A 24,793-nucleotide genomic window follows, 5' to 3' on the forward strand; every position below is an offset into this window, starting at 1 on the left:
GGAGAGAGCGTGAACCGCGCCATTCGTGGCGCCTGGTCACGAACCAGCTGCGCTCCAGGAAGGGTCACGCCCGCTCAGGCCGAGCAGCCGATCCAGCGGGCTGGCGTCGGCGGGGACGGGGAACTCGGGCCCGAACAGGCCCGGGTCACGCGGCTGCCCCGGCGGCGCCATCATCCGCACGAACGCGGTGGCCACCTCGATCGAAGTCTCGTCGCAGTCGAACGGCTGACCGCTGGCCCGCGCCAGGTCCCAGCCGTGCAGCACCAGTTCGTCCAGCGCGACCTGGGCGGCGACGGAGCCCGGCAGCTCCACCCCGCCCGCCGCGGTCACGCCCTCCCACGCCTCGGGCGCCCGCCACGCCCGCGCCAGTTCGTCCAGCCGCGCGGGGATGCGGGTCCGCCAATCGGCCCCCAGCCTGCCCGCCTCCGGCTGCGGGGCGGCCGAGGTCAGCGGGCCGAGGTCCTTCCGCGCGGCGGCGGTGAACCCCCGGGAAAGGCCGTCGATGTGGTCGAGCAGTATTTCGATCGAATAACTCCCGCACGGGGTCGGGGCGCCGAGCTGGTCGTCGCCGACCCCCTCCACCAGCGCCGCCACCCGCCGGGCCGCGGGCCCGAGGTCGAACACCTGCGTCATGTTCCCTCCAGTGACGATTGTCCCCGAACGCTAGCGCACCGGGAAATTGTGCTTGCGGCGCAGTGCCTTCCCGCACAATCCACAATAGACAGTCCGGGCCGGACCGGTGGAATTCCGCACCGTGCAAAGCGGATTATCGGCGCGTTCGCTTGACAAGACTCCCCTCCTTGACCAAGGTCCTTCCCCGAAGCCGCCGCTTTGAGCTCACGGGGAGGAAGTTCGACCAGCGAAATCGCTGGTGAGGTGCTTGAATCGAGCAGCCGTACCACACGCGAGGGCGCGGTGGCGGCCGTGAACAGCGTTCGACCGGTATCGGGGGCCGAACGACCAGCTGACACCGCATTCGGATTTCGGAGGATCATTCATGGTCAGCCCGCAAGACGGTACCGCCGGCCCGGCGGCGGAACCGGACAAGAAAACGCTCCGGAAGGCCATCGCCGCCTCCGCGATCGGTAACGCCACGGAGTGGTTCGACTACGGTGTCTACGCCTACACCGCCACCTACATCTCCAAGCAGTTCTTCCCCAGCGAGGACCCGGCCGCCTCGACCCTGGGCGCCCTGCTCGTCTTCGCCGTCTCCTTCCTGATCCGCCCGCTCGGCGGCATGGTCTGGGGCCCGCTGGGCGACCGCATCGGCCGCCAGCGCGTGCTCGCCACCACCATCCTGCTGATGGCGGCCGCCACCTTCTGCGTCGGCCTGCTGCCCGGTTACGCCACGCTCGGCATCTTCGCGCCGATCCTGCTGATCGTGCTCCGCATGATCCAGGGTTTCTCCACCGGCGGCGAGTACGGCGGCGCGGCCACCTTCATGGCCGAGTACGCACCGGACCGCAAGCGCGGCAAGTACGGCAGCTTCCTCGAGTTCGGCACGCTGGCCGGGTTCACCCTCGGCGCCCTGCTGGTGCTGATCTTCCAGAAGTCGCTCAGCGAAGCGGCGATGAACGACTGGGGCTGGCGGCTGCCGTTCCTGATCGCCGCCCCGCTCGGGCTGATCGGGCTCTACCTGCGGAGCAAGCTGGAGGACACCCCGGTCTTCCGCGAGCTGGAGAACAAGGGCGAGACCGCGCACAAGACCAAGACGCAGCTGCGCGACCTCGGCGTGTTCTGGAAGCCGCTGGTGCTGCTGATCGGGCTGGTGGTCACGCTGAACGTGGTGAACTACACCCTGCTCGCCTACATGCCCACCTACCTGGAGGGCCAGATCAAGCTGTCGGCGGACGACTCGCTGACGCTGATCATCATCGGCCAGCTGGCGATGATGGTGCTGCTGCCGTTCTCCGGTGCGCTGTCCGACCGGCTGGGCCGCAAGACGATGTGGTGGATCTCGATCATCGGCCTGTTCGTGCTCGCCATCCCGTTGTTCAAGCTGATGGGCACCGGGTTCACCGCGGCGATCCTGGCCTTCGCCATCCTGGGCCTGCTCTACGTGCCGCAGCTGAGCACGATCTCGGCGATGTTCCCGGCGATGTTCCCGACCCACGTGCGCTACGCCGGGTTCGCCATCGCCTACAACGTCTCCACCGCGTTGTTCGGCGGCACCGCGCCGGTGATCAACGAGGCGCTGATCGACGCCACCGGGGACAACATCTTCCCGGCGTACTACATGATGGCGGCCTGCGTCATCGGCGGTATCGCGCTCGTCTTCGTCCCGGAAACCAGGGGCGCCTCGCTGCGCGGCCGGGGCATCCCCGGCGTGGACACCACCGCGGAACCGGTCAAGTAGGCAGACCCTCGCCCGCCGCGCCTCCGGCGCGGCGGTATTGGGCCGTTCGGCCTACGTAGGGCACGCCGTCAGAGTGCAGTAGTCCGAACACTGTCGCCGTCCGCCCGGGGCGCCTAACGTTGGCGTATGGAGCTGGAACTACGCCATTTCCGGATCATCTGCACGGTAGCCGAAGCGGGCAGCATCACCAAGGCGGCGTCGGTGCTGGGGCTGGCGCAGCCGGCGCTGACCGCGCAGCTCCACCGCATCGAACGCACCCTCGGCGGCTCCCTGTTCGACCGCGACCGCCGCGGGGTGCGGCCCACCCCGCTCGGCGAGCTGGTGCTCTCCCGCGCGCGGCTGCTGCTGCCCGCGGTGTCCACGCTGAAGGAAGAGGCCGCGCGGCTGGCCAACGCCGTCGAGCCCGGGGACACCCCGGCCCGGCTGCGGCTCGGCTCGGCCAACGGGCACGTGCTCGGCGGCCTGGTGCACCAGCTCAACTCCGCGCTGCCCGGGCTCCGCATCACCACCCACGTGTCGTGGTCGGCCGACGAACTCGCCGCGATGGTGGCCGAGGGCAGGCTCGACTTCACCCTGGCGGGCGTCTGCGGTGACGCCCCGCCCCCGCCCCAGCCCGGGCTGGTGTGGCGGACGCTGGCCACCGACCCGGTTTTCGTGCTGCTGTCCGAGGACCACCCGCTGGCCGGGGCCCCGGCGGTCGACCTGGCCGCGCTCGCCGACGTCGCCTGGGGCGCCACCCCCGGCGACGGCTGCTTCGGCGAGTGCTTCGCCGCCGCCTGCGCGCGTGCCGGGTTCGCGCCGCGCTCCCTCTACGAGACCGACGTGACCAGCTGCGTCGACCTGGTCGAGTCCGGGGACGCGGTGGTGCTGTGCCAGCCGATGTTCCGGCCCATGCCCGGGGTGGCCGCGGTGCCGATCGCCGGCAACCCCCTGCGCTGGCGGAACCTGCTCGGCTGGCACCCCGACGGCCCGGCGGCGCCGTTCGCGGCGCGGCTGCTGGAACTGGCCAGGACGGCCTACCGCGACGTGACCGCGCGCAGCCCGCGGTATTCGGCCTTCCTGCGCGAACACCCGGAGTTCGGGGTCCCGGGACCGACGCCGGTGGTATGACGCAAACGGTATCTCCCGTCGTGTGGAAGGCGAGGTTAACGTCGCTTAACCCCTCCCCCACCGCTAGGAGAACACCATGGCCAGACGCCTGGTCGCCCTGCTCGGGGCCGCCGCCGCGGCCTCCAGCGTGCTCACCGCGATGACGGTCACCGCCGCCGTCGCGGGTACCTCGGCCGAAGTGCTCAGCGCGATGCAGCGAGACCTCGGCATCAGCGCCACCGAAGCAGCCGACCGGCTGTCCGACGAGGAACGCGCCGCCAAGACCGATCGCCTGCTGCGCAAGAAGCTCGGCCACGGTTACGGCGGCTCCTGGTTCGACCCCGGCAAGGAGAAGCTGGTCGTCGCGGTGACCGGGGACGCCGCCGCGACCACGGCCAGGGCCGACGGCGCCGAGGCCGTGGTGGTCCACCGCACCGAAGCCCAGCTGGACGCGCTGAAGTCCAAACTGGACAACCGCAGCACGGCGAGCCCGCGCACGGTGGCCGGCTGGTACGTGGACCTGCCCAGCAGCAAGATCGTGCTGCTCTCCCGCGGTGAAGCCCTCGGTGCCGCGCACTCGTTCGTCGCGGCCAGCGGCGTGCCCGCGGACGCGGTGAACGTGGTGGCCTCCGCCGAATCGCCCCGCCCGCTGATCGACGTGGTCGGCGGCAACGCGTACTACATCGGCAGCGGCACCCGCTGCTCGGTCGGTTTCTCGGTCACCGACGGTTTTGTCACCGCCGGGCACTGCGGCAACACCGGGGCGTCCACCAGCCAGCCCTCCGGCCAGTTCGTCGGCTCCAGCTTCCCCGGCAACGACTACGCCTACGTCCGCGTGGCGGCGGGCAACACCCCGATCGGCGCGGTGAACAACTACTCCGGCGGCCGGGTGGCGGTGGCGGGTTCGCAGGACGCGCCGGTGGGCTCGTCGATCTGCCGGTCCGGGTCGACCACCGGCTGGCGCTGCGGCACCATCCAGGCCCGCAACTCCTCGGTCAGCTACCCGCAGGGCACGGTCAGCGGCCTGATCCGCACCAGCGCCTGCGCCGAGCCCGGTGACTCCGGCGGTTCGGCCATCTCCGGCAACCAGGCCCAGGGCGTGACCTCCGGCGGGTCCGGCAACTGCAGTTCCGGTGGCACCACCTACTTCCAGCCGGTCAACGAGATCCTGCAGACCTACGGGCTGACCCTGGTCACCCAGGGTGGCGGGAACCCGCCGGGCGGCAGCTGCGAGAACACGCAGAACACCTACAACGGCAACCTGTCCAGTGGCGCGCGGGGAGTCCAGCCGAGCAGCGGCTCGTACACCGCGAACGCCTCGGGCACCCACCGCGGTTGCCTGGCCGGCCCGGCGGGTTCCGACTACGACCTGTACCTGCAGAAGCTGAACGGCAGCACCTGGACCAACGTGGCCAGCGGAACCACGCCGGAGGCCAGCGAGACGGTCACCTACAACGGCACCGCGGGCACCTACCGCTGGCAGGTGCACGCCTACAGCGGGTCGGGCAGCTACACGCTCGGCACCACGACCCCCTGACCCGCGAGGGGGCACCCCCGAGCAGCCCCCTCGCGTCCCGCCATGGGCGGGGCATTCCGACCGGTGGACGACCAAGGAATGCCCCGCCCATGGCCTTTCCCGTTGTTCCGTCTTGACGCCCGGGTGGCCGGGCGGGTTGGGTGCGGTGTGCGTTTCCTACGGTTTGCTTCGCTGTCCCTCGTCTTCGCCATCGGCGTCGCGGTCCCGGCGCCCGCGTCCGCGGCACCCGGGCTCGACCTGGACCGCAGCACGATCCCCGAGCTGCAGCGCCTGATGGACCGCGGTTCGCTCAGTTCGGTCGGGCTCACCGGCCGGTACCTCGGGCGGATCGCCACCGTCGACCGCAAGGTGCGCTCGGTGCTCCGGGTCGACCCGAGCGCGCTGGCCCAGGCCGCCGCCAGCGATCTGCGGCGCCGCACCGGGCACGCCCGCGGCCCGCTCGAAGGCATTCCGGTGCTGCTCAAGGACAACATCGACACCCGTGGCCTGGACACCACGGCGGGCTCACGGGCCCTGCGCGGCAAGCCCCCGGCCGCCGACGCCACGCTGGTGCGCAAGCTGCGGGCAGCCGGTGCGGTGGTGCTCGGCAAGGCGAACCTGTCCGAATGGGCCAACTACCGCTCGACGAAGTCCACCTCGGGCTGGTCCGGGGTCGGCGGGCAGACGCACAACCCCTACGTGCTGGACCGCAACCCGTGTGGTTCCTCGTCGGGCTCGGGTGCGGCCGTGGCGGCTTCGCTGGCTCAGGTGGCGATCGGCACCGAGACCGACGGCTCGATCGTCTGCCCGGCGGGGGCGAACGGGGTGGTCGGCGCGAAACCGTCGCTGGGCCTGGTCAGCCGCACCGGCGTGGTGCCGATTTCGGCCGAGCAGGACACCGCGGGCCCGATGGCGCGCAACGTGGTGGACACCGCCATCACCCTGTCCGCCCTGCAGGGCCGTGACCCCGCCGACCCGCCGACCGGTGACTTCCCGGCCGATCAGCCCGCCGACTACGCCCGCGAACTGCGCCCGGACGCGCTGAACGGCGCGCGGATCGGCCTGTGGCGGCAGCGGGGTGCCGACGCGGACGTGGACCGGGTGGTCGAGGAGGCCGCCGGGGTGCTGCGGTCGCGGGGCGCCGAGGTGGTCGACGTCGAACTGCCGTACCAGGACCAGATCGGCGCCGCCGAGGGGGCGGCGCTGCTCAGCGAGTTCGCGCGCGACCTGCCCGCCTACCTGGAGACCCGGCCGGGGGTGCCGCAGAGCATCGCCGAACTGGTCGAGTTCAACCGGCGGGACCCGGTGGAGCTGAGCGAGTTCGGGCAGGAACTGTTCGAACAGGCCCTCACCGCGCCGGGCACCGACGACCCGGGCTACCGCGAGCAGCGGCGGACGGCCACGTCGCTGGCGCGGAAGTCCATCGACGAGACGCTGGCCGCCCACGACCTCGACGCCATCCTCTCGCCCACCAACAGCCCGGCGTGGAGGACCGACTACGACGAGGGCGACGCTTTTGTGCTGGGTTCATCCACCCCGGCCGCGGTGGCCGGTTACCCGAACGTGAGCGTGCCCGCCGGTTACGCCGGTGACCTGCCGATCGGGGTCTCGCTGTTCGCCGGGCGGTGGGCCGATGCCTCGGTGCTGTCGCTGGCAGCGGCGTTCGAACAGGCCGCCCCGGTGCGACGGGCGCCGCGGTACCTGCCCAGCGGTCGGGGGTAGCGGCCTACGCCACCGCGGCCAGCCCCGGATGACGCTGCGCCAGCACGGTCCCCCGCACGACGGCCTCCTTGTACAACGCCGCCAACCGGCCCGTGAGCACGGCTTCCACCGGGGTGTCGTCAGCGCGGACGAACTGGATCAACCCGTCACGGCGGCCGAGGCTGATGCACTGGTTCAGGTAGCGGAAGTTCAGCGGTTCCGGCGTGCGTCCCGCCAGCCGGTCGGCGATCGCCCTGGTGGCCTGGTTGGCGGCCGGGATGCCGGTGGCGCACGCCATCCGCAGTTCCCGCCCGTCCGGGCGGCGGGCCGCGGCCGCGTCGCCGATGCCGTAGACCTCCGGGTGCGAGACCGACCGGAGGGTCTCGTCCACCACCAGGCGGCCGTTGTCCTCCACGGCGAACCCGGCTTCGCGGGCCAGCGGGGAGACCTGGAAGCCCGTGGTCCACACGACCGTGCCGGCGGCCAGGTGCTCGTCGCCGTCCAGTACCAGGCCGTCCGCGCGGACCTCGGAAACCCTGACGTGGTCGCGGATCCCGATGCCGAGCCGGTCGAAGGCAGCCCGCACGTACCGCCGCCCGCGGCCGGACAGCGCGGCCCCGAACGCCCCGCTGGTGACCAGCCGCACCTTGAGCGCGGGACGGGTTTCGGCCAGCTCGGTGGCCGTCTCCACCCCGGTCAGCCCGCCGCCGACCACGGCGACCACCGCGCCGGCGGCCAGCCGGTCCCGCAACCGCGACGCGTCCTCGCTGCCCGCGACGGTGAACGCGTGCTCGGCCGCACCGGGCACCGAGCCGAGGTCGGCCCGGCTGCCCAGTGCGTAGACGAGCACGTCGTAGGTGAGGACCCCGTCCCGCCCGGCCAGCGCGACCTCGCGCCGGCTGGCGTCGATGCCGGTCACCCGGTCCACCACCAGCTGGATGCGGGTGCCCCGGAGCAGCTCCGCGATGGGCAGTTCACGCAGCGGCTGCCCAGCGGCGAGCTGGTGCAGCCGGACCCGCTCGACGAACCGGTCGCCCGCGTTGACCAGCGTCACCTCGGCGCCGGTGCGCTTCGCGGCGAGCTTCGCCGCGATGAGCCCCGAATACCCGGCGCCGAGCACCACGATCCGCGTTGCCATGTCGTTCCCCTTTCGTCGTCCTCTGGACTGATCGGGGAACCGATCCGTGACAACCCTCCGGCGTGGTCGTGGTCACACCCCGTTCAGTAGCTGCTCTTGGGCATGAAGATCCAGAGGGCGAGGTAGATCAGGAACTGCGGGCCGGGCAGGACGCAGGAGACCACGAACAGCAGCCGCACGGTGCGTGGCTTCCAGCCCATCTTCCTGGCGATCCCCGCGCAGACGCCGGCGATCACCTTGTTGTCCCTCGACCTGGTCAGTGTCCTCGTCGGTGTTGTCATACCTCCACCATGCGGCCTCGGCGCCGGGTTCGCATCGGTGAGACCCCGGAGACGAACCCGGATTCGCCCACCCCGGCTACCGGGCTGCCCCCGGCGGGCGCTCAGAGCCCCAGTTCGGACAGGCCGGGGTGGTCGTCGGGACGGCGGCCCAGCGGCCAGTGGTACTTCCGGTCCGCCGCCGAGATGGGCAGCGTGTTGATCGACGCGTGCCGCACCGCCATCAGGCCGTGCTCGTCGAACTCCCAGTTCTCGTTGCCGTAGTTGCGCGTCCAGTTGCCGGCGTCGTCGTGGCACTCGTAGGCGAAGCGCACGGCGATCCGGTTGCCGCCGAACGCCCAGAGCTCCTTGATCAGCCGGTAGTCCAGCTCCGCCGCCCACTTCCGGCGGAGCAGCGCGACCACCTCGGCGCGCCCGCCGGCGAACTCGGCGCGGTTCCGCCAGCGGGTGTCCGGGGTGTAGGCGAGCGAGACCTTCTCCGGGTCGCGGGTGTTCCAAGCGTCTTCGGCCAGCCGGATCTTCTGGATCGCCGTCTCGCGGGTGAACGGCGGCAGGGGCGGGCGCTCGGTCATGGTTTCCCTCCAGCTCCGGAGAACGAACGTTCTCCAGCGTAGGAGAACGATGGTTCTCAGCGCAAGAGGGCAGCCGCCGCCCGGCGGGCCTCGGCGGCGGGCGCCGCCCCGGGGTCCATTCCGGCCACCACCATCGCGCCCTCGGCCAGCAGCACCAGTTGCGCGGCCACCGGCGCGGGCCCACCGGCCTCGGCCACCAGTTCCGCCACGTATTCCCGGAACCGGCGTTTGTGCGACCGCGAGATCTCGGCGACCCGCGCCGAAGTCGTGCCGAGTTCACCGTAGGAATTGATGAACGCGCACCCGCGGAAACCGGGTTCGGCGAACCAGAGCGCCAGCCAGTCGAAAACCGCCAGCGGGCGTTCCGGCACCGGCACCGCCGACACGTGCGCCGAAAGCCGCGCGTGCCAGCGCTCGTCCCGCCGGGTCAGGTACGCCTCGACGAGGTCGTCCTTCGACGCGAACAACCGGTAGAGCCGTTTGAGCGAAACCCCGGACCGCGACCGCACGGCGTCCATGCCGACCGCCTGGATCCCGCGGCGGTAGAACAGCTCTTCGGCGGCATCGAGGACCAGCCCGGCCGCGACCTCGTCGTCCATCCGACGGAGGCTACCGCAGCGCTTTCACAACCCGTAGGTCTCGCGGCGGTCCAAGGTGCGCCCGCCGGCGCGCACGCCAGGGTCCGGGCGGGGCTGGCCAGCATCGTGCGGCTGATCGCCGAGGACCCCCGCCGGGGCAGGCTGCTGTTCTCCCCCAAGCTCGGCCTGGGGGTGCTCGCCGAACGGCGGGCGGCCTCGGCCCGCATGTTCGCCGGGCTGCTCGGCGCGCTGGTGCGGGAGTTCTACGGCGCCGCCAAGGACGCCACGCTGGCGCTGGACACGGAGTTCCTGGTCGGCGGCCTGGCGCAGACGCTGACCGCGTGGCTGGACGGTGACCTGGACTTCACCGAGGAGCAGGTGGTGGACCGCTGCACCGCGATCTTCGTCGCGCTCAGCGAGTAGGATCGGCCGGTGTCCGCTTCCGCTGGAGTCCGCTTTGCCCGAGCTTGACCGCCGCGCGCTGCGTGCCGACTGCACGCAGTGCTTCGCCCTGTGCTGCGTGGCACCGGCTTTCGCGAAGTCGGCCGATTTCGCCATCGACAAGCCCGCCGGCCTGGCCTGCCCCAACCTGCTCGAGGACTTCCGCTGCGGCGTCCACACCGAGCTGCGCCCGCAGGGCTTTCCCGGCTGCACGGTTTACGACTGCTTCGGCGCGGGCCAGAAGGTAGCGCAAATCACGTTCGGCGGCCGTGACTGGCGCCGGGCGCCGGAGACCGCGAAGGAGATGTTCGAGGTCTTCCCGGTCATGCGGCACCTGCACGAGCTGCTGTACTACCTGACCGAGGCGCTGGACCTGGCCCCGGCGCGGACGATCCACAGTGGATTGTCCGAGTTGCGGGCGCGGATCGACCTGAGCACCAGGGAGGATCCGGCCGCGCTGCGCTCGGTGGACGTCGCCGGTTTGCGCGAGGAGGCGAACGCGCTGCTGCTGCGGGCCAGCGAACTCGCGCGGGCTTCGGTGAAGGGCAAGAAGAAGAACCACCGCGGGGCGGACCTCATCGGCGCCAAGCTGAAGAACGCCGTGCTCGCCGGGGCGAACCTGCGGGGCGCCTACCTGATCGCCGCCGATCTGCGGGGTGCCGACCTGCACCTGGCCGACGTGATCGGCGCCGACTTCCGGGACGCGGACGTGCGGGGGGCGGACCTGTCCGGGTGCGTCTTCCTGACCCAGTCGCAATTGGACGCCGCCCGCGGCGACGGCAGCACGAAGCTGCCGCCGCCACTGGCACGCCCGGCGCACTGGGCTGCCTGACCTTCCGCCGCCCGCCGCCACTGACCCGGCCGGCCCAGCCGAGACCGATCGATTCAGGCTGTCGCCGTGGTGGGCGTCACGTCGAGGCCGACCAGATTCGGGTCGTCAGCGATGTCGGCCAGCCCGCCGCGCCGAATCGACCCGTTCGGGCTGTCGACGACGTTGGCCAACTCGCCGCGCCGAAGCCAATCCGTGCGGTTGGCGACGATGCTGGCCAAACCGCCGCGCCGAATCGACCAATTCGGACTGTCGGCGACGTTGGCCAACTCGCCGCGCCGAAGCCAATCCGTGCGGTTGGCGACGATGCTGGCCAAACCGCCGCCACAAGGCCGATCAGCTCGGGCTGTCAGCCGTGTCAGCCGTGTCGGCTGTGTTGTCGTCGGTGTCGTTCGGGCTGTTGGCAGTGTCGTCGCCCTGGTCGGGGCCACCGGGCTGCGCCGCGCCGGCTGGGGAGTCGGTGGCGGAGTTGGCGGAGCCGACCGGTGAAGCAGCGGGCGAGTCGGCCGATTCCGGTGACTGGTCCACCGCCGCCCCCGGATCGTCCACCTGCTGCACCACCGGCGCGGGCTGCGGGTCGTGGAGCGGGCTGCCACCGTCCGCGGTGGCCACCGCCGTGCCGAAACCGGCCAGGGCGAGGGTCGCTCCGGCGATGGTCCACGGTCGCTTGTTCATGGTAACTCCCTTTCTGTGCTTGCGAGATCCAGCTTTCCGGCGGCAGGTGAAACCAGTACCCCGCCGCCGGTGAAGGACTTCTCATCCAGCAGCCGTTCGGCCAGTGCGAGCCGCCGTGCGGTCTGGTGCCGCCAGCCGGGTTCCTGCACCCGGTGCGGTCCGGTGGCCAGCGACAGCACCACGGCCGCGGCACGAGCGGCCAGCGCCTCGGGGTCCAGCTCGGTGGCGAACCGCTCCGCCAGGTCTTCGCCGACGCGCCGGATCGACTCCGCGCGTTCCGGCCGCAGCTGGGCCAGCACGGCCAGGTGCCCGAGCAGGCAACCGGCGTCGTCCAGTCGTTCCCCGCGCCCGGCCCCGTCGATGTCGAGCAGGCCGGTCACCCGGCCGTCCCGCACCATCAGCTGGTTCTCGTGGAGATCACCGTGCACCGGCACGTCCGGACCCCGCGGTCCGTCGTGGTCCACCGCACGGGCGATCCCCGCGGCCCTGGCGGCGAATTCGGGGGCCGCGGCGGCGATCACCCCGGCGTAGTGCCCGGCCTTCTGCCCCCACGTGCGCCGCCGGGGACCGTCCAGCAACGCCCGCGGCAGACCGTCCAAGGCGGACACCAGGCTCCCGGGGTCCAGTTCGGCGGACGGCTCGGTGAGCAGCACCTGGCGCAACGTCCGCCCGGGCAGCCCGGCCAGCAGCACCAGGCCCTCCTCGGTCCAGCCGAGCGACCGCGGCACCGCCGCCGAAGCCGCCAGCCGGTGCCGCTCGTGCAGTGCGCGGACCCGCGACGGCCGCACCACCTTCACGAACACCCGCCGCCGGTCGGGGGTGGTGACCTCGATCACCGCCCGGCGCCGCGGCCGGTACGACCGCACGCGCAACCGGACCCCGCCGTCGCAGCGGAGGCCCGCGTCCTCGACCAGGCGCCGCACGCGCACGGCGTCGAAGGCGGTGCGCAACGCGGGCAGTTCCGGGTCGAACGGGAACCGCCAGACGCCGATGTCGGTCACCCCGTCGCTCACCCGCACCACACCGCCGGGCAGCGGCCCGGAGCACGCCCCGAAGGTCTCGCTCACCTCACCGCCGTCGCCCCAGCGCACACGCGCGGTGTAACCGGCCGTGGTCCGGCCACCGGGCTGGTGGTCGACCTGCGTGGTGGTCCAGCCGAGCAGGGTGCCACCAGCCCGGCCGACCACCGCGGTCAGCAGTTCACCCGCCGGTTCCCCGGTCAGCAGCTCCAGTTCGTCGCTCACCCTCCCCACCGTCGCGACCACGCATGACGGCCCGGTGAGCGCCGGATGAGAGAACCTTCATGCCCGGCCGGTTTCGAGGGCGTCCAGCAGCGCGTACCCCTGCCGCGCGAACTTCGGCAGGTCGCGGGCCAGCGCGTAGACCAGCACCCCGGTGGCGGTGTGCAGGCGGACCAGCGACATCGCTTCCGGCCACGGGAAGACCGGCTCGGCGTGCCGGTGGTAACCGCGCAGGAAGGTGTCACGCACGGCCGGGTCGGACAGCGGGAAGGCCGCCAGCTCGCCGAAGTCGAGCAGCGGGTGGCCGTAGCCGGCGTCCTCCCAGTCGAACCACCAGATCGCGCCGTCGGCGTCCACGCCGAAGTTCTTCCAGTGCACGTCGCCGTGCAGCATGACCGGCGCCCCGGCGGGCTCCACCCCGGCGAAGCGGTCGAGCACCGCCCGCACCCGGCCTGCCGCCCCGCCGTCGATGCGGGCCAGCACGGACAGCCGGTGCTCGATCTCGGTGCGCGGGTCCAGCCGGTCGAGCCGGTCGCCGGGCACCATGCCCGAGGAGGCCCGGTGCAGCCGGCCGAGCAACTCACCCGCCGCTTCGACCGCGCCGGGGGCCGGCTCGAACGGCGCCAGGTCGACCCACTCGTAGGACAGCCACCAGCGGTCCGGCCCCAGCTCGCCGTGGCCGAGCAGCCGCGGGGTGCGCGGCACCAGTTCCTCGGCCAGCGGTGCGGCCTGGACGGCGTGACGGTGGCACACCGGGTTGTCGAGGACCTTGATGAAGGCGCCGTCGGCGCGGTAGTGCAGGTTGTGGAACTCCCCGGTCCGCGGGCAGGCGGTGACCGGCACACCGAGCGCGCGCTCCAGCGCACGCTGGTCGGAAGGCGACATGCCGCCACCAAACCACGCGGACCACTGGGGGGCCTCCCAGTGCCCCGCCGTTTTCACCCGTTGGAGCGGGCTCAGCCACAGCGTCTCACTCGGCGTGATCATCGCGACGGGGCCGGTGCCCAGCGGTCTCCCCGGAACGGACGCAGGAACTCCTACGCAAAGTGTGTTTTCCACCCGCGTTACGAAATTGACTTTTCCACCTCGAAAGAGTGAATCAGCCAACCGGTCGCGACCTGGGAAAACACCACGAAAACCGCAGGCCGGAGCGATTCAGCGGAAACCCGCCGGGCATTGATCGGGGCGGGGGTCCGGTGTTAGCAATAGCCGTCCCGGATTCCCCGATGCGGACGACTCTGCGCAAGGAAAACCTGATGACCGAACTGCTGACCACCCGCGGTCGAGCGCGCCCTCGGGCGGTTTCCGCCCTCATCGCGCTGGTCCTGGTGCTGCTGCCGGGCTGCGGCACCGAGGAAGGTGGCGGGGCCGCCACCGCTGGGCCGGTGGCGGCCCCGCCACTCCCGCCCGAAGCGGTGGCCGCGCTGCCCGAAGCGAACACCTTCGGCGAACTCACCGGCGCCCCCGCCGATCCCACCCCCACCATTCCCACCGGCGGTGAAGTGCTGCACCCCAAGGCCGACGCGGTGGTCCACCGCTCCCCCGGCGGCGAACCGCTCGCCCGGCTGCCGGTCACCCAGGTGGGCTCGCCGACCTGGGTGCCGGTGATCGCCCGGCAGGGAGACTGGGCCCAGGTGCTGCTCCCGGCCCGGCCCAACGGGGCCACCGGCTGGCTGCACGCCACCCCGGAGGCCGTCGAATCGGCCCACAACGACTTCCAGGTCAACGTGGACCTCGCCGAATACCGCCTGGAAATCCTCGAAGCCGGGCGCCCGGCCGGTTCGTGGACGGTGGGCATCGGCAAGCCGGAGCACCCCACCCCCACCGGCCGCGCGTTCATCCTCGCTTCGATCGAGGAGAGCGTGAACACCTACAGCCCGATCGTGCTGCCGCTGAGCAGCCATTCCGATTCACACGAAACCTTCGGCGGCGGGCCGGGCACGGTCGGCCTGCACACCTGGCCGGACAACGGTTTCGCCGGCCAGGCCACCAGCGACGGCTGCATCCGGGTCCCCCGTGAAGCGCTCGACCGCCTCGTGGAACTACCGCTCGGCACCGTCGTACTCGTCGCGTAATCCCGATCTGGAGGTACATTCCCTTGTCCCCACGTAGTTCCGGGGTGCTCGCCGGCGTGCTGGCGGCCGGTCTGGTCCTCGGTTCCGCCCCCGCGTTCGCCGCCCCCGCCGAGTCCGCGTACGCGATCACCGCGTCCGGGCTGGTCAAGATCCCCCGCACGCCCTCGGTCTCCGGTCCGGGGCAGGAGTCGCTGGCCTCGGTGGCGCTGCCGGAAACCGGCCCCTCGCTGGCCAGTGCCCGCGCGCTCAACGCCGAGGTGAAGCCGGGGCACGCCAAGTCCAGCGTCGTGGGCCTTTCGCTGGACCTCGGCGCGCTGCCCGCCGCGAAGGCGCTGCCCGGCCTCAGCGCCGAGGCGGTCAAGGCCGAGTGCCGCGACGGCAAGGGCTCGGTGTCCATCGCGAACCTGAAGTCCGGCGGCCGGGCGATCGAGCTGGACCAGGTGCCGCCGAACACCACCGTGCCGCTCGCCCCGCTGCTGGAGCTGGTGGTCAACAAGCAGACCAGGAGCAGCGACGGCACGCTCACCGTGACCGCGGTGTCGGCCAGGCTGCTCGGCCAGACCCAGTCGCTCGACCTCGCCTCGGCCACCTGCGCCAAGGACGGCAAGGGCGGCCCCGCCCCCGAGCCGCCCAAGTCCGGCGGTGACAAGCCGGCAGCGGGCGGCAAGGCACCGAAGCCGACGCCGGTGCCCGCGCACCTCGACGTCACCGGCTGACCCCACGGCGGGAACGGTCCGGTGACGGGCCGTTCCCGGCGGGTGACGCCCCGGATCCGGCGTCACACCGGAGGCGGCGCGGACGACTGAACCTGGTGTGAACGCGCGAGTCGACCACATCATCGTGCTGATGCTGGAGAACCGGTCCTTCGACCACGTGCTCGGCTTCCTCGGCCACCCCGATCCCGGGTACGGGGCGGCCGCCGGTGCCGCCGGGGCGCTGTGCCCGGTCGATCCCGCCGCTCGCAACTCACCCCTGGTGCCGGCCACCCCGGACGCCACCGCCACGCTGGGGGTCGACCCGGGGCACTCCCATGCCGCCGTGTGGAAGCAGATCCACGGCACCGCGTCCGGGCCGCCCCGGATGCGTGGTTTCATCCAGTCCTATGCGGACAGTCTCGGCCGCCCGGCGCCGAAGGGGCTGCCGATGCGGTTCTGGCGCTGGCTCACCGGCGCCCCGGCGCCGATCCCGGCCCGCGCCACCGACATCATGCGCTGCCTGCCCGAGTCCGAGACCCCGGTGCTGTCCCACCTGGCCAAGGAGTTCGCCGTGCTCACCCGGTGGTTCGCCGCGGTGCCCGGGGAGACCTGGCCGAACCGCAACTTCGCGCACGCGGCGACCTCGGACGGCACGGTCGACATCGAACCGCGGTTCTACAGCGACGACACGGTCTTCCAGCGGCTGTCCGGCGCGGGACAGCGCTGGGCGGTGTACCACGACGGCATCGCGCAGGTGTGGGCGTTCTGGAAGCTGTGGACCGGCACCCGGGAGAACTTCCACGGAATGGGCAGGCTGCTCACCGACATCGAACACGACCAGCTGCCCGCCTACGCCTTCGTCGAACCCGACCACGGTTGCGGAATGGGGCCGGGCAACAGCCAGCACCCGGCGAACAACACCACCAGCGGGGCCAGTTTCACCGGCGGTGAAGCGCTGATCGCCCGCATCTACAACGCGCTCGCCGGAAATCCGTTGGTGTTCGCGAAGACCCTGTTCCTGATCACCTACGACGAACACGGCGGCTTTTTCGACCACGTGCCGCCCCTGCGGCACCTGGCTCCGCTGCCCCCGGCGGAAAACGGTTTCGACTTCCGGATGAGCGGGGTGCGCGTACCGGCGGTCGCGGTCTCCCCGCTCATTCCGCGGGGCACGATCGACGGCACCGCGCACGACCACGCGTCCATCCCGAAAACCGTGCGCAACCGGTTCGCCCCGGGAACACCACCGCTGTCCGACCGGGAACGGGACGCGAACGACCTGCTGGCCACCCTCCCGCTGCTTTCCCGGCCGCGCACCGACTACCGCCGGGTCACCGTTCCGCCGCGAGCCGCGGACACCGCACCGGCGGAAACCCTGAACGATTTCGAAGCCAGCCTGCTGCACCTGGCCGGTGCGGTGAAGAACTGCCTGGAACAGCCGATCACCACCGAGGCCACCGGCCCGCCCGCCTTCCGGTCCGGTCCCGAACTGGCCCATGCCGCCGAAACCGGCCGGGTGACCCCGGCCGCCGGGGCGGCGATCCGGACTGTCCTGAGCCACTTCGAAGCCCAATCGTAGTCCGAGTGCAGTTTCTGTTACGACATTGGGCTGAGGTTCGGTCCCCGTGGGTGGAATGCGCCCGGGAATCAGCATCTCCGGCGGCAGCTTGCTAGGTTTTCCCGCGCACCGTACCGAGGGGAAAATCGAGGGGGCGCCCGTGGACGCCGAAAACGCGGACACCGGCCCGGTAACACCGCGAATATTCGTTTCCTATGCCCACGACACCGCCGAGCACCAGGCACAGGTGCTCGAATTCTGCGCGCTGCTGACCGGTTCCGGCGTCGAAGTGCACGTCGACGCCTGGTACACCGGCCAGCGCCGCGATTGGTACGCGTGGATGCACGAGCAGATCGACCTCGCCGACTTCGTGGTGGTGATCGCGTCACCGGGTTACCGGGCCGCCGGGGACGGCACCGGCGCGTGCCACCGCAACCCCGGCGTGCGCAGCGAGGCCGCCGAACTGCGCGACCGGCTGCACCAGGACCGGGAGACCTGGGTGCGCAAGCTGTTCCCGGTGGTGCTGCCCGGCCGGTCGATCGACGAGATCCCGCGCTTCCTGCAACCGCGCTGCGCCGACCACTTCCTGGTGCCCGACCTCACCGAAGCCGGTGTCGAGGAGCTGCTGCGCCTGTGCCACGGGCAGCCCACGCACCCCCGGCCCGGCCTGGGCCCGCGTCCGCTGCTGCTGCCGGTGCCGGGCACCGCGACGCAGCCGCTGCTGGCCACCACGGTCACCCTGCCGAGGGACATCCCCGCCTTCACCGGCCGCCACGGGGAACTCGACGAGCTGATCGCCGCCGTGGCCGCCCCGGACAACCGGGCGGCCGAGGCGGTCACCCTGGTCGCCGTGGACGGCATGCCGGGCGTCGGCAAGACCGCCTTCGCCATCCACCTGGCGCACCGGCTGGCCGGGGACTACCCGGACGGGCTCTACTTCCTCGACCTGCACGGGCACTGCGCCGCCCAGCGCCCGGCGGACCCCGCCGACGCGCTGCAGGCGCTGCTGCTGGCCTGCGGGGTGGCCGCCGAGCAGATCCCGGCCGGGCTCGACGAGCGCGCCGGCATGTGGCGCGACCGGATGGCGGGGCGGAAGGTGCTGCTCCTGCTGGACAACGCGGCCGACCACGACCAGGTGCGGCCGCTGCTGCCGGGCGCGCCGGGGGTGCTGGTGGTGCTCACCAGCCGCCAGCGCCTGGCCGGGCTGGACGACCCGCACCCGCTCACCCTGGACCTGCTCTCGGTCGAGGAGTCGGTGGAGATGTTCGGCAGGCTGACCAGGACCGCGCCCGAGGGCCCGGTGGCCGGGCTGATGCAGTTGTGCGGGCGGCTGCCGCTGGCCATCGCGCTGACCGCCGGGCGGCTGCGCAGCCACCCGAGCTGGACCGTCGAGTACCTGGCCGAACAGCTGACCGGGTCCCGCGACCGGCTCGGCGAATTGTCCGCGGGCAGCCGGTCGGTGCGGGCCGCCTTCGAACTGTCCCACCGGGACCTCACCCCCGGCCAGCAGCGGTTGTTCCGCCGCCTGGGCCTGCACCTCGGCACCGAGTTCGACGTCTACGCCGCCGCCGCGCTCGACGACGCCGATCCGTACGAAACCCGGTTCCGGCTCGACGCGCTGTACCTGAACCACCTGGTCGACGAGCCGAGCCCGGGCCGCTACCGGCTGCACGACCTGATCCGGCAGTACGCCGAATCGCTGGGCGGCCCGGATCCCGAAGCGGTCGGGCGCCTGCTCGGCTACTACGCCCACACCGCCGCCGAAGCCGGGGCCGCGATGGCCGCGCACCGCAAACCGCCGTACGTCATCGCGTTCGCGCGACCGGCGGCCAAGCCCGACCTGCGGTCCGACCGGCGGGCGGCGGAATGGCTCGCCACCGAGCTGCCCAACTTCGCCGTCTGCGTGGAGCACGCGGCCGAGCACGGGTACGCCGAGTACGCGATCGGCCTGTCGCACGCGCTGCACCCGTTCCTGCGGCGGCACGGGCACTGGGACCGCGCGCTGGCGATCCACCGGACGGCGGTGCACGCGGCCCACCGCAAGGGCTGCGCGGCGGGCGAGGCGTGGGCGCTGACCGATCTCGGCGCGATGCAGTTGCTCACCGGCGCCTACCAGGCGGCGACCACGAACCTGTCGCGGGCCAGCGACCTGTTCGGCGAGCTGGGTGATCCGCTGGGGCACGCGCAGGCCCTGACCGAACTGGGCCGCGCGCACTACCGGCGGGGCGACTACGCGGCGGCCATCGCGCACCTGACCCACGCGCTCAAGCTGTTCGACGAGCACCACGAGCGGCTGGGCACCGGGCACGTGCTGACCGAACTCGGCCACGTCTACTACCGGGTGGAGAACTTCGACGCGGCGACCACCTGCCTGACCGAGGCGTACGCCCTGTTCGGCGAGCTCGGCCACCGGCTGGGGCAGGCGCACTCGCTGGACCGGCTGGCCAACGTGCGCGGCCGCAGCGGCGACTACGCCGAGGCGGGTGCCGGGGTCACCCGGGCCTACCACCTCTACCTCGAACTGGGCGATCGCCAGGGCCAGGCGCACACGCTGGCCACGTTGGGGCGGCTGCAGCACCGCACCGGCGGCTTCGCCACCGCGATGGCGCACCACCGCCACGCCCACGCCTGCTACCGCCGGCTCGGCGACCGGCTGGGGCAGGCGCAGGCGCTGAACAACCTCGGCCGGGTCCACCACTCCCTCGGCGAGTACGAGGCCGCCGCGCACCAGCACCGCCGGGCGCTGGCGCTGACCACGGAACTCGGCGACCGGATCAACCGCGCCCATTCGCTGTGCAACCTCGGCCGGACCGCCGTCGCGCTCGGCGACTACCCGGAATCGATCTCCTGCCTGACCGAGGCGTACGAGCTCTACCGCGAGGTCGGCTCCCCCAACGGCCAGGCCAACGCGCTGACCCACCTCGGCGGGGTCCGGCACGCCACCGCCGACTTCGCCACCGCGCTGACCGCGCTGGCACAGGCGCGGCAGTTGTTCGGCGGCGACCGGGCCGGGCACGCCGAGGTGCTGTGCCGGCTGGGCAGCATCCACCTCGACCTCGGTGACCTGGCCGCCGCCGAGGACTGCTTCACCGAGGGGCTCGAACTGGCGGGCGGGATCGGCGCGGCGATGTCGATCGCGGACGCGCGGTCCGGGCTGGGGCGGTGCCTGGTGCTGATGGGCCGGGAGGCCGAAGGCGACGCGCTGCTGCGGGAGGCGGTGGCCAGCTACCGGCGGCTCGGCCTGTCCGGCCGCGCCCGTTGCCTGTCCGGCTGGAAACACGAAACCCCTTCTGAGCCGGGGGCCGGGGATCGCACGCTGGGCACGGCAGGAAGCTCGTGACCCGCGTCGGCTGGAGTGAAGATGAAGATCCTGTGCCCGTTGCCCACCCTGTTCCGGCTCGGCCTGTGGCTCACCGCGTTCGGCGTGGTGCTGGGGGTGTCGATGACCGGGGACCCGGTGTCGTCACCCGGTCCGCACGCCCCGAACCCGGGGACCACCGGTACCGCCGAGGTGCGCGGTGCGCGCTGACCGCTGTCGCCACCGCCCGCCACCGGCCATAATGGGTGGCGGGCGAGGGCGGGGGGTTCATGGCTGGCGATCCGGCGTTCGGCGCGGAACTGCGCAGGCTGCGCCGCCAGGCGGGGTTGTCGCTGACCGGGCTGGCGGCCAGGGTGCACTACAGCAAGGGCTACCTCAGCAAGGTCGAAACCGGGGCGGCGAACCCGAACGGCGCGCTGGCCGCGTTGTGCGACGCCGAGCTCGGCTCGGGTGGCACGCTGGCCGCGCTGGTGCCCGCACCCGGCCCGCCGGCCACCGCGTTGTCCACCCTGCCGCCGGCCACCGCCCAGTTCGTCGGCCGGGCCGTGGAACTGACCGCGATCACCGAAGCCCTGCGGCAGCCCGTTTTCGGCGGGCCGTCGGTGTGCGTGGTGCACGGCATGGCCGGGGTCGGCAAGACCGCGCTCGCCCTGCGGGCCGCGCACCGGCTGCAGGCCGAGTTCGCCGACGGCACGCTGTTCCTGGACCTGTGCGGGCACACGCCGGGTGCCGCCCCGGTCGGTGCGGGCGAAGCGCTGGACCGCTTCCTGCGCCTGCTCGGCGTGCGCGGCGAGCAGATCCCCGCCCACCCCGCCGACCGGGCCGCGCTCTTCCGCGACCGCACCCGCGGCCGGGCGCTGCTCCTGGTGCTGGACAACGCCCGCAGCGCCGAGCAGGTCCGGCAGCTGGTGCCCGCCGAGCCCGCCTGCCGGGTGCTGGTGACCAGCAGGCACCGGCTGGCCGCGCTGGACGAAGCGCACCACCTCGCGCTCGGCCTGCCCACGCTGGACGAGGCCGCCGAGTTGTTCCGCGCGATCTGCGCCCGCGAGGGCACCGACCCCGAGGTCGACGCGGTCGTCGAGCACTGCGGCAGGCTGCCGCTGGCGGTCCGGATCGCCGCGGCCAAACTGCGCTCGCGGCCGTCCTGGCGGGTGGCCGACCTCAACCGGCGCCTGGCCGACGAACCCGCCCGGCTCGCCGCGCTCGACGACGGCGAGCGTGACGTCGCCGCCGCTTTCCGGCTCTCCTACGACGACCTCCCCGCCCCGCGGCGGCGGCTGCTCGCGCTGCTCACCTTCTTCCCCGGCACCGACATCGCGCCGTGGAGCGCCGCCGCGCTGGCGGGTGCGGAGGCGGAGGACGCGCTGGAACAGCTGCTGGCCGCCCACCTGCTCAGCGAATTCGACGGACGGTACCGAATGCACGACCTGCTCCGCACCTTTGTCCGCACACAGGCCGAAACCGGCCTCACCCCGGACGAACGCGATGCCGCGTTGTCCCGCTTGCTCGACTCCGCTCTCTTCGCCGCCGTGCGCGCGGATCGGTTCATCGCACCCCAGCGCTTCCGGCCGGACTTCCACTTCGGTGAGCAGCCGCCCGCCCCGGAGCTCCACGGTGAGGCGGACGCCATCGCGTGGTTGCGGGAGGAGTGGCCGAACCTGGTGGCGTTGTGCCTGCTGGCCGGGGAACGCGGGTTCCACGCGCACTGCTGGAAGCTCGCGTTCACCCTGCGCGGTTACTTCTTCCTGGCGAAGCTGTGGGACCCGTGGCTGGAAACCTGCCGCCGGGCCGCGGTCTCCGCCCGCGCGGACGGCGACGACTGGGCCGAAGCGACCACCCTGAACAACCTCGGCATGGCGTTCAACGACCGCGGTGACCTCGACGACGCCGCCGAGAGCTACCGCCGGGCTCTGGTGCTCTACGAACGGCTGGACGACCAGCACGGTGTCCACACCGGACTCAGCAACCTCGCCTGGGTCGACCACTACCGGGGTGCGCACGACGCCGCCTTGCACGGACTGACGACCGCGCTCGGTTTCTACGAACGCACGGGCAGCGAACGCAACGCCGCCATCACCACCCGTGGCATCGCCATCGTGAAAACGGCGCTGGGCGACCACGCGGGCGCGCTGCGGGACACCGCCGCCGCCCTCGCCACCTTCGAACGCCTCGGCCTCGACATGGACGCCGCGATGACGCTGAACGCGCGGGCACACGTCCACCAGCTGCGTGGCGACCTGGCGGAAGCGGCCGCCGCCTACCGCGCCGCCCTGGAGCGCAGCCTCGACTGCGGCAGCACCTACGAAGCCGCCCGCGCCGAAACCGGGCTGGGCAACGTGGCCGCCGCCGAGCAGCGCCCCCGGGAGGCCGGGGCGCACTGGGCCCGCGCCGCCGAACTGCACGACCTCGACCCGCTCATGGTTCCCGAAGCGGGTACGCGGCAGCGGGTTTCCGGGGGTTAGGCACGGATCCGGCGCGCCTGCTCGATGCGTCGTGAGCCAGGTGCTTCGGCGGGCGCGAAGAGCGCGAGCGTGCCGCGCCGGGCAAGCGCCTAGGTTCCGGAGCGTTCGAGCAGGGTGCGCACCGGGCCGAGCACCAGGCCGACCACCTGGTCCGCGTCGGCTCCGGCCAGGGGGTCCTTCTGGGCGATGTGCCTCAGCAGGCCGATGCCGAGGATCCAGGCCAACACCAGATCGGCCCGCAGGTCGGCGTCGTCCGCTTCGGTGAGGGCGGCGAGGGCGTGGCTGTACTCCTCCCCCACCTCCCGCCGGATGGCGGCGGCGGCGTTGTCGTTGCCGGTGGAGCGCAGCAGGGTTTCCAGCGAGTGGTGCGCGGTCGACTCGCGCAGCAGGATGCCGCGCAGGGTGTCCTCCACCAGGGTCTCCGGCGCGCCCTTGGCCAGCCGCTGCCTGCCGCGGCGGGCGACGACGGCTTCGAACAGGGCTTCCTTCGAGCCGAAGTAGCGGAACAGCAGCGCCTGGTTGGCGTCGGCCCGCCGCGCGATCTCGCGCACCGTGGTGCGGTCGAAACCGCGCTCGGCGAAGAGCACCTCGGCCGCGTCGAGCAGGGCCTGCCGGGTCACCGCCGCGTCACGGCGGCGTCGTCGTCCGGTCACCGTTTCCCCTCTTCGTCAGGCGCACACGGTAACCCGCCTGCGCGCGGTGATCACGTTGACGCGATCCGTGATCGGGCCGTACGTTGTAAGCAGCTGCTTACAACCGACCCCGGGGGTGTCCGGATGACCAGCCTCGAACCCGTCACCTATCCCTTCAACGAAACCGACGGCCTCGAACTCGACCAGGCCTACGCCGAAGCGCGCGAGCGCGAGGGCATGATCCGCGTGCAGCTGCCCTACGGTGAGCCCGCGTGGCTGGCCACCCGGTACGCCGACGCCCGGCTGGTGCTGGGCGACCGCCGGTTCAGCCGTGCCGCGGCGGAGTTCCACGACGCACCGCGGAGTGCACCCGCCCAGCGGACCAACGGCATCCTCGCCATGGACCCGCCCGACCACACCCGGTTGCGCACGCTGGTGGCGAAGGCGTTCACCAAGCACCGCGTCGAGGCGCTGCGGCCCCGCGTCCGCGAACTCGCGCATTCGCTGCTGGACGAGATGGAAGCGGTGGGGCCACCGGTGGACCTGGTCGAGCACTACGCGCTGCCGATCCCGGTGGCGGTGATCTGCGAACTGCTCGGCGTGCCGGCCGACGACCGCCCGCGCTTCCGGCTGTGGAGCGACCGCCTGCTCTCCACCGCCGGGCTCACCACGGAGGAGTTCGACCGCAACCAGGAGGAGATCCGGGAGTACATGGCGGGCCTGATCGCCCGGCACCGCGCCGAGCCGGCCGACGACCTGATGACCGCGTTGATCGAAGCGCGCGACGTGCGTGACCGGCTGTCCGAACTGGAACTGGTCGACCTGTGCGTGGGCATCCTGGTGGCGGGGCACGAAACCACCGCGTCGCAGATCCCGAACTTCGTGTACGTGCTCTGCGAGAACCCCGGGGAACTGGCGAAACTGCGGGAGAACCCCGAGCTGCTGCACAACGCCGTCGAAGAGCTGCTGCGTTACGTCCCGCTCGGGGCGGGTGCGGCATTTCCGCGGTACGCCACCGAGGACGTGGAAGTCGGCGGCGTGCTGGTGCGCGCCGGGGAACCGGTGCTGGTGGCGGTCGGCGCCGCCAACCGCGACGGCCTGCGCTTCGGCGCGGCGGACGAGCTGAAGCTGGACCGGGAAGTCGGCCAGCACCTCGGCTTCGGGCACGGGGTGCACCACTGCCTCGGCGCACCCCTCGCCCGGCTCGAACTGCAGGAGGCGCTCGGTGCGCTGCTGACCCGCTTCCCCGGGCTGCACCCGGCGGGCGACATCGTCTGGAAGAGCCAGATGATCGTCCGTGGGCCGCGCACCATGCCGGTGGGCTGGTGACGATGAACTGGCGAGTCGACATTTCCGGGGAGTGCGTCGCGTCCGGCATGTGCGCGGCGCTCGCGCCGGAGTACTTCAAGCTCGAAGGCGAGCGCGCCGAACCGGTCACCCCCGAGGTCGCCCCGGACGAAATCCTCCTGGACGCCGCCGATTCCTGCCCGGTGCAAGCGATCCTGGTCCGCTCCGGCGACCGGGAAGTGGGCCCGCGCCCGTAACCCCCGGCCGGGGGGGGGGGGGGGGGGGGGGGGGGGGGGGGAAGGGGGGGCGGACTGCCCCGCCGCCCCGACAAAACCACGAGGCCACGACCGA

24 protein-coding genes are annotated in these 24,793 nt (G+C 72.4%); 14 read left to right on the top strand and 10 right to left on the bottom strand.

The genetic code is table 11. The features are described 5' to 3' along the window. Positions 1 to 36: 36 nt before the first annotated feature. Positions 37 to 633 (bottom strand): TIGR03086 family metal-binding protein, encoded by a 597-nt coding sequence (locus AC07EG_RS26360; RefSeq protein WP_478255856.1) that lies wholly within the window; start codon positions 631 to 633, stop codon positions 37 to 39. Positions 634 to 997: 364 nt separating this feature from the next. Here AC07EG_RS26360 and AC07EG_RS26365 point away from each other — a divergent pair, with 364 nt between their 5' ends. From AC07EG_RS26365 to AC07EG_RS26380, 4 genes are all read left to right on the top strand, one after another. Continuing rightward, positions 998 to 2,356 (top strand): MFS transporter, encoded by a 1,359-nt coding sequence (locus tag AC07EG_RS26365; protein ID WP_478255857.1) that lies wholly within the window; start codon positions 998 to 1,000, stop codon positions 2,354 to 2,356. A gap of 126 nt (positions 2,357 to 2,482) precedes the next feature. After that, positions 2,483 to 3,466: a LysR family transcriptional regulator gene (locus tag AC07EG_RS26370; protein ID WP_478255858.1), complete on the top strand. Its 984-nt coding sequence runs from the start codon at positions 2,483 to 2,485 to the stop codon at positions 3,464 to 3,466. Positions 3,467 to 3,542: 76 nt separating this feature from the next. Beyond that, positions 3,543 to 4,982, top strand: a complete 1,440-nt coding sequence (locus tag AC07EG_RS26375) for a S1 family peptidase (RefSeq protein ID WP_478255859.1) — start codon at positions 3,543 to 3,545, stop codon at positions 4,980 to 4,982. Positions 4,983 to 5,129: 147 nt separating this feature from the next. After that, positions 5,130 to 6,683, top strand: a complete 1,554-nt coding sequence (locus tag AC07EG_RS26380; RefSeq protein ID WP_478255860.1) for an amidase — start codon at positions 5,130 to 5,132, stop codon at positions 6,681 to 6,683. Positions 6,684 to 6,687: 4 nt separating this feature from the next. On the opposite strand, the gene AC07EG_RS26385 is transcribed toward AC07EG_RS26380, so the two are convergent. The 4 genes from AC07EG_RS26385 to AC07EG_RS26400 all read right to left on the bottom strand — a co-directional run bounded on the left by AC07EG_RS26385 (position 6,688) and on the right by AC07EG_RS26400 (position 9,249). Then, the gene (locus tag AC07EG_RS26385; RefSeq protein WP_478255861.1) at positions 6,688 to 7,800 is read right to left on the bottom strand and encodes an NAD(P)/FAD-dependent oxidoreductase; all 1,113 of its coding nucleotides are present in this window, start codon (positions 7,798 to 7,800) and stop codon (positions 6,688 to 6,690) included. Between the two features lie 83 nt (positions 7,801 to 7,883). After that, positions 7,884 to 8,081: a PspC domain-containing protein gene (locus AC07EG_RS26390; RefSeq protein ID WP_478255862.1), complete on the bottom strand. Its 198-nt coding sequence runs from the start codon at positions 8,079 to 8,081 to the stop codon at positions 7,884 to 7,886. A gap of 101 nt (positions 8,082 to 8,182) precedes the next feature. Then, on the bottom strand, positions 8,183 to 8,650 hold the full coding sequence (locus AC07EG_RS26395; protein WP_478255863.1) for a nuclear transport factor 2 family protein: 468 nt from the start codon (positions 8,648 to 8,650) through the stop codon (positions 8,183 to 8,185). A 56-nt stretch (positions 8,651 to 8,706) separates the two neighbouring features. After that, positions 8,707 to 9,249, bottom strand: coding sequence for a TetR/AcrR family transcriptional regulator (locus AC07EG_RS26400; protein ID WP_478255864.1), 543 nt, complete (start codon positions 9,247 to 9,249; stop codon positions 8,707 to 8,709). 105 nt (positions 9,250 to 9,354) lie between these two features. Here AC07EG_RS26400 and AC07EG_RS26405 point away from each other — a divergent pair, with 105 nt between their 5' ends. After that, positions 9,355 to 9,651, top strand: coding sequence for a hypothetical protein (locus AC07EG_RS26405; RefSeq protein WP_478255865.1), 297 nt, complete (start codon positions 9,355 to 9,357; stop codon positions 9,649 to 9,651). A 34-nt stretch (positions 9,652 to 9,685) separates the two neighbouring features. Beyond that, positions 9,686 to 10,501: a pentapeptide repeat-containing protein gene (locus tag AC07EG_RS26410; protein WP_478255866.1), complete on the top strand. Its 816-nt coding sequence runs from the start codon at positions 9,686 to 9,688 to the stop codon at positions 10,499 to 10,501. 53 nt (positions 10,502 to 10,554) lie between these two features. Here the strand turns inward: AC07EG_RS26410 and AC07EG_RS26415 are convergent, their stop codons facing one another. From AC07EG_RS26415 to AC07EG_RS26430, 4 genes are read right to left on the bottom strand one after another with little or no spacing between them, the layout of a single operon-like run. Beyond that, complete coding sequence (locus AC07EG_RS26415; protein ID WP_478255867.1) at positions 10,555 to 10,815, bottom strand: hypothetical protein; 261 nt, start codon at positions 10,813 to 10,815, stop codon at positions 10,555 to 10,557. Between the two features lie 19 nt (positions 10,816 to 10,834). After that, positions 10,835 to 11,173: a hypothetical protein gene (locus AC07EG_RS26420; RefSeq protein ID WP_478255868.1), complete on the bottom strand. Its 339-nt coding sequence runs from the start codon at positions 11,171 to 11,173 to the stop codon at positions 10,835 to 10,837. Next, positions 11,170 to 12,417: a phosphotransferase gene (locus tag AC07EG_RS26425; protein WP_478255869.1), complete on the bottom strand. Its 1,248-nt coding sequence runs from the start codon at positions 12,415 to 12,417 to the stop codon at positions 11,170 to 11,172. Before AC07EG_RS26425 ends, AC07EG_RS26420 begins: the two co-directional genes overlap by 4 nt. 57 nt (positions 12,418 to 12,474) lie before the next feature. Continuing rightward, a complete protein-coding gene (locus AC07EG_RS26430) occupies positions 12,475 to 13,299 on the bottom strand; it encodes a phosphotransferase family protein (protein WP_478255870.1) in 825 nt (274 codons plus the stop codon). A 371-nt stretch (positions 13,300 to 13,670) separates the two neighbouring features. Between AC07EG_RS26430 and AC07EG_RS26435 the strand changes: the two genes are divergently transcribed. The 6 genes from AC07EG_RS26435 (at position 13,671) to AC07EG_RS26460 (ending at position 22,523) form a co-directional block, all read left to right on the top strand. Next, positions 13,671 to 14,489, top strand: a complete 819-nt coding sequence (locus AC07EG_RS26435; protein ID WP_478255955.1) for a L,D-transpeptidase family protein — start codon at positions 13,671 to 13,673, stop codon at positions 14,487 to 14,489. 23 nt (positions 14,490 to 14,512) lie between these two features. Further along, on the top strand, positions 14,513 to 15,205 hold the full coding sequence (locus AC07EG_RS26440; RefSeq protein WP_478255871.1) for a choice-of-anchor P family protein: 693 nt from the start codon (positions 14,513 to 14,515) through the stop codon (positions 15,203 to 15,205). A gap of 97 nt (positions 15,206 to 15,302) precedes the next feature. Further along, a complete protein-coding gene (locus AC07EG_RS26445) occupies positions 15,303 to 16,763 on the top strand; it encodes an alkaline phosphatase family protein (RefSeq protein WP_478255872.1) in 1,461 nt (486 codons plus the stop codon). Positions 16,764 to 16,902: 139 nt separating this feature from the next. Further along, complete coding sequence (locus AC07EG_RS26450; protein ID WP_478255873.1) at positions 16,903 to 20,082, top strand: tetratricopeptide repeat protein; 3,180 nt, start codon at positions 16,903 to 16,905, stop codon at positions 20,080 to 20,082. Positions 20,083 to 20,103: 21 nt separating this feature from the next. Then, positions 20,104 to 20,271, top strand: a complete 168-nt coding sequence (locus AC07EG_RS26455) for a hypothetical protein (RefSeq protein ID WP_478255874.1) — start codon at positions 20,104 to 20,106, stop codon at positions 20,269 to 20,271. A 59-nt stretch (positions 20,272 to 20,330) separates the two neighbouring features. After that, the gene (locus tag AC07EG_RS26460; RefSeq protein ID WP_478255875.1) at positions 20,331 to 22,523 is read left to right on the top strand and encodes an ATP-binding protein; all 2,193 of its coding nucleotides are present in this window, start codon (positions 20,331 to 20,333) and stop codon (positions 22,521 to 22,523) included. Between the two features lie 89 nt (positions 22,524 to 22,612). Here the strand turns inward: AC07EG_RS26460 and AC07EG_RS26465 are convergent, their stop codons facing one another. Then, on the bottom strand, positions 22,613 to 23,176 hold the full coding sequence (locus tag AC07EG_RS26465; protein ID WP_478255876.1) for a TetR/AcrR family transcriptional regulator: 564 nt from the start codon (positions 23,174 to 23,176) through the stop codon (positions 22,613 to 22,615). 123 nt (positions 23,177 to 23,299) lie between these two features. On the opposite strand from AC07EG_RS26465, the gene AC07EG_RS26470 reads away from it, so the two are divergent. Both AC07EG_RS26470 and AC07EG_RS26475 read left to right on the top strand, forming a co-directional pair. After that, entirely contained in the window at positions 23,300 to 24,484 is a 1,185-nt protein-coding gene (locus tag AC07EG_RS26470) for a cytochrome P450 (RefSeq protein ID WP_478255877.1), read from the top strand. Positions 24,485 to 24,486: 2 nt separating this feature from the next. Next, complete coding sequence (locus AC07EG_RS26475) at positions 24,487 to 24,699, top strand: ferredoxin (RefSeq protein ID WP_478255878.1); 213 nt, start codon at positions 24,487 to 24,489, stop codon at positions 24,697 to 24,699. Positions 24,700 to 24,793: the final 94 nt, after the last annotated feature.

Source organism: Amycolatopsis sp. NPDC045836, assembly GCF_056431745.1.